The organism is Nonomuraea sp. KM90 (assembly GCF_052246675.1).
Lineage (GTDB): Bacteria > Actinomycetota > Actinomycetes > Streptosporangiales > Streptosporangiaceae > Nonomuraea.
In genome coordinates this window covers 1-3,434 of record NZ_JBQQCB010000297.1, presented here as the reverse complement: position 1 = coordinate 3,434, position 3,434 = coordinate 1, and the positions used below count along the sequence as shown (strand labels likewise).

Here is a 3,434-nt window from a genome sequence, read left to right as displayed (position 1 = left end):
GATCCAAAGCGGCCTCGACCCTCAGCCCGGCCGAGGTCGTGGTCGCCGCGATCGTGTTGAGGACGACTTGATGGCTGGTCAACGGCCGTCCCCGCCAGTTCATCGTGATATGCGAGAACAACCGGTGGTGAAGTCGGCCCGGAGCGCGGTGCCGGTCTTTCAACCGGCCCGTTTCTCCGAGCCGCTTCCCGCACCCGGCGTGCCACTTTCACGGCACCGGGCGCTCCACAAGTCCCGTCGTGGCGCCCACGTTGTTGATCGTGCTCAGCCAGCGGTCGGCCAGGGGCTGGGTATGCCAGCAACGCCCCGGTATCGGTAGCGCGTGGTGCTCACCTTTCCCGGGTCGAACAGTTGCCTGTTCTGGCTGGCCGGCCACCACTGACCGCCGCCGTAGCGGCGTCGCAGTTCCTTCCATGAGGTCCGACGATGTTTGCGTCGTATCCACTTGATGACGCGCTTCCACACATACGAACTGAGGTACTGGAAGGTCGCGCTGGACACTCCGGGCCGGAAGAAGTTGCACCAGCCTCGCAGCATCGGGTTGAGCCGAAGCAGGAGAGTGTCCAGCGGCAGGTGAGTTCCTGTTGTCCGGCACAGCGTCTTGACCTTGGCCATCACCGCCTTGAGGGCTTTGCGTGAGGGATAGGTGTAGACGTAGTACCGGATGGTGCCTCGTTTGCGGCGACGTTGGATGTGCCAGCCGAGGAAGACGAGGCCCTCGTCGATGTGGGTGATCAGGGTCTTGTCCGGCGATAGGCGCAGGCCCATCGGGGCCAGGACCCCGGCGATCTCATCGCGGAGGCTTTCCGCGTCGGCCTTGGTGCCGTGCACCAGCAGGCACCAATCGTCTGCGAATCGGACCAGGCGACAGTTGGGCAGGTCATGCCGCCGACGCTTGCTCCTGTCCCACGCACTGCTCGCAGGTCCTCCGGGCAACTGGGCGATGTGTTCGTCCAGCACCGACAGGGCCACGTTGCTGAGCAGCGGCGACAAGATCGATCCTTGTGGTGTACCAGCGTGGTTCTCCCGAAGCGCGCGGTCCTCGCCGAGGATGCCCGCCTTCAGGAACGCCTTCACCAGAGCCAGGACGCGTTTGTCCCCGACTCGATCTCGAACCCGATCCAGCAGTGCCGAATGCGAGATCTCGTCGAAGCAGGCTTTGATGTCGCCCTCCACAAGCCATTCGTAGGACTTGGACGTGAAGAAGCGCACCTCAGCGACCGCGTCATGAACCCGGCGGTTCGGGCGGAACCCGTAACTGCACGGGAGGAAATCCGACTCGAAGATCGGCTCCAACACCAGCTTCAAGGATGCCTGGACTACCCGATCGGCGATCGTGCTGATGCCCAGGCGGCGCAGCTTCCCGCCCGCCTTGGGGATCATCCGTTCTCTGACCGGGAGCGGGCGGAAACTGTGGTCCTTCATCGAGGATCTCAGTTCGTCGAGGAAGGTCTCGACGCCCATCCCCCAGGCGATGGACACCACGGTGCGGCCGTCCACGCCTGCGGTCTTGGCACCCTTGTTACGCCGCACCCGATCCCACGCCACCAGCAGGAATGCGGGATCTGTGACAAGGTTGAACAGGTCATCGAACCTGCGATGAGGATCATCACGGGCCCACTGGTGCAGCTTGGCCTGGATCTCCAGTACCCGTCGCTCCGCCCTGGTCAGGGCGTACTCCAGTTCGTCGGTATTCACCAACGACCTCCCGGCATTCCAGTATCCGTACTGCTGACTTGCTGGTCCCCTTCGCCATGCACACGCCTCTCGCGTGCTCGGACTACTACGAGACCTCCGCCACGATCCGCCGTCATCGGCTGACGACACGCCTGCCCACCGCCAGAAGCGGAGAGGGCGACAGTGGATCGCTTCCCACGTTCACCACCGCTCGGTCGACCGGTGAGGCGGCCAGTTCTACCCCGGCAGCATCGCCACGAGTACGCCGCAGGCTTTCCTCGTGGCCTCCCCACCGGCATCGAGCGACCGGCTTCGAAGTCGCCGCTCATCCAGGCGGCGTGCGCTGCATTCCGGCCCATATCCGTCAGGTTGGAGCCGGTGGAACAGTTACGGGGCGTCAAACACTGGTTCCTCTCGTCCACCTTCCGGTCTCGCTTGCCGGACCCAGATCATCTGACAGTTCTGATCTGTCCCGGCGTTGTCAGGGCTGCTCCCGTCCGCATCCGTGTCTCCGGCTGCGAACTGCCCTCAGCTTCTCCACGCTGCTGCGACAGCGCAGAGGCGGGGCCCTTTTCATCCCCGCCCGAAACGGTGACGCCTCGTGGCGCACCTCGATCTTTGTTCCATTTCGAGGTGCCCGGCCAATGCCGTTGCTTGACTAACGCAAGCGATCCATGAGGCTCCAGAGGGTGACGTTCTTGTTGGTTCTGTCGATGTCTCGATATGCATCCGTGGATCGGCTTGTCCGAGGACGTGCGTCTGGGAGTGCTCACCGAGCGAGTCACGCCCGAGCTTGTGGATCACATACTGGCCCAACACGACCGTGAGGGCGGCAGGCCGGGAGCGTTGCCGCCGCGGTTCATGGTCTACTTCGTCTTGGCGCTGGCGCTGTTTCAGCAGGACTCCTATGACGATGTCGCCGAAAACCTGGTGGGAGCGCTGGGCGGGATGGATCAGTCGGTCCCGAACAAGTCCTCCTTCACCCGTGCCCGGCAACGGCTGGGCGCGGGGCCGTTGGAGGGCCTGTTTCGCGCGTTGGCGGGATCGGTGGCCCCGGAAGGGCTGTCCGGGTCGTTCTATCGCGGGATGCGCTTGGCCGCGGTCGACGGGTTCGTCCTGGACGTGCCGGACACCACGGCCAACCGGGCCTTCTTCGGCGGCCCGAGCGACGCCAAAGGCCGGGACGTGGGGTTTCCGCAGACGCGGGTGGTGACGTTGACCGAGACCGGCACCCACGCCTCCATCGACGCGGCGGTGGGGCGTTCAACGGCGGGGAACCGGAGCTGGCGACCAGGCTGGCCGGCAGCGCTGCCGGCATGCTGGTCCTCATGGATCGCGCCTTCCCCGGCGTGGCGTTGTGGAAGGCATATACCCAGGCCGGAGCACACCTGCTGCTCCGCGCTCGATCGTGCGTGGCTAAGCAGCCGATCCAGATCCTGGCCGACGGCACGTATCTGGCACGGATGAGCTTGGCCGGCCAGCGGGCGTCGCATCCGGGCGGAGTGACGGTCCGGGTGGTGGAGTACCGAGTTGACGGCGGCGAAGTGGTCCGCCTGCTGACCGATCTGCTGAATGTCGATGTCTATCCCGCCGCGGAGCTGGCCGCGCTGTATCACGAGCGATGGGAGGCGGAGATCTGTCAAGCACAATGCACCGATAACTACAGCCTGGCCGTGTAGAGCGGGTGCTCAGCTGTCGGTGACCGGTTCGTCGGATGGGGGTGCCTTGGTCTGCTGCCAGCGTCTGCGGTTGTGGTA

Annotated in this window: 3 protein-coding genes and 1 pseudogene; 2 read left to right on the top strand and 2 right to left on the bottom strand. The window is 64.9% G+C overall.

Annotation, left to right across the window (positions count from 1 at the left end):
* Both ACTWPW_RS63450 and ltrA read right to left on the bottom strand, forming a co-directional pair.
* Positions 1-130: pseudogene (locus ACTWPW_RS63450) on the bottom strand (ISAzo13-like element transposase-related protein); the annotation flags it as partial.
* 134 nt (positions 131-264) lie between these two features.
* Positions 265-1,698 carry a group II intron reverse transcriptase/maturase gene (gene ltrA / locus ACTWPW_RS63445; RefSeq protein ID WP_443174923.1) on the bottom strand — a complete coding sequence of 478 codons (1,434 nt, stop codon included), beginning with the start codon at positions 1,696-1,698 and terminating at the stop codon, positions 265-267.
* Between the two features lie 720 nt (positions 1,699-2,418).
* On the opposite strand from ltrA, the gene ACTWPW_RS63440 reads away from it, so the two are divergent.
* Entirely contained in the window at positions 2,419-3,144 is a 726-nt protein-coding gene (locus ACTWPW_RS63440; protein WP_443174922.1) for a transposase domain-containing protein, read from the top strand.
* A complete protein-coding gene (locus ACTWPW_RS63435; protein ID WP_443174921.1) occupies positions 3,141-3,356 on the top strand; it encodes a hypothetical protein in 216 nt (71 codons plus the stop codon). Before ACTWPW_RS63440 ends, ACTWPW_RS63435 begins: the two co-directional genes overlap by 4 nt.
* The last annotated feature ends 78 nt before the right edge of the window (positions 3,357-3,434 follow it).

Excerpts from the sequence above, each read along its gene's own strand:
- ACTWPW_RS63435 (WP_443174921.1), top strand. The coding sequence starts at position 3,141 with ATGAGCTTGGCCGGCCAGCGGGCGTCGCATCCGGGCGGAGTGACGGTC.